Consider the following 436-nt stretch of genomic DNA (forward strand, 5'->3'; position numbering starts at 1 on the left):
GACCGCCGAGCAAGCGGCATCCTTCTCAGCGATTTCGGGGAAAGCCGGCGATCTTCTCCGGATCGTCGGGGACTATGACCCAAATCAACTGAATCTCCAGGGTGGCGTCACCGTTCAACAGGCCAGTGGGCTTCCTGCCTTCGGAAACAGGCATGTCGAATATGTCATGAACGCCGACCATGGTTACGGCATGATCGTGAGTTTCGACCTGGATTTCGACGGCACGGAGTTCACTGTTCAGTCACGCATACATTTCACCGGCAATGAACCCGCCAGCAATCTGCTGACTTGGGAGCATGGCAGTGAACGTGGCTGGAATGACAAGTACAGCCTGTCCGATGGAACGAACGCCTACGACATCAAGGTTGACGTCATGTTCGTGGGTGTCGGGGAAGCTTCGGCCGCGGACTATAACGTCGCCGTGCACAACAGCAAT

The 436-nt window shown here is 56.0% G+C and carries 1 protein-coding gene; it reads left to right on the top strand.

Annotated features, from left to right (window positions below; translation table 11 throughout):
• Nucleotides 1-436: hypothetical protein (locus JT719_RS24300; RefSeq protein WP_207436385.1), on the top strand; the 436-nt coding region annotated here is incomplete at both ends.

The sequence above is a fragment of the Sabulibacter ruber genome (assembly GCF_017355955.1).
In the GTDB taxonomy this organism is placed as follows: domain Bacteria; phylum Bacteroidota; class Bacteroidia; order Cytophagales; family Hymenobacteraceae; genus Nibribacter; species Nibribacter ruber_A.